At 39.6% G+C, this 240-nt stretch carries 1 protein-coding gene; it reads right to left on the bottom strand.

Going from position 1 to position 240, the window contains the following annotated elements; translation table 11 throughout:
- A partial coding sequence (locus C6N31_RS47490; protein WP_198359760.1) for a hypothetical protein occupies positions 1–240 on the bottom strand: 240 nt, incomplete at both ends.

The raw sequence follows: 240 nt of genomic DNA, 5'->3' as shown, positions 1-240 counted from the left end.
ATTTTATATTATGGCGCCACTTTTTATCCTTCTGACCACTATTTTCTTTTTGATGAAGAGCATCTGCCGTCTGTCTCAAATCTCTTGCTTTTTTACCAAGTTCAGTTGCTTCCTTGATATATTGTGAGCGGGTGATAACAGCTCTTGGACGCCGAATGAATGAAAATATAAGCCCCAAGGGCAAACAAGCAATGCCAACACCACCAAATATCGAAAAAAGGACAGATCCACAAATTGTAG

This window comes from Streptomyces fildesensis (assembly GCF_016107395.1).
Taxonomy (GTDB): domain Bacteria; phylum Actinomycetota; class Actinomycetes; order Streptomycetales; family Streptomycetaceae; genus Actinacidiphila; species Actinacidiphila fildesensis.
Note: the sequence above shows the minus strand (reverse complement) of the source record. Positions and strands in the feature narration are given on the sequence as shown.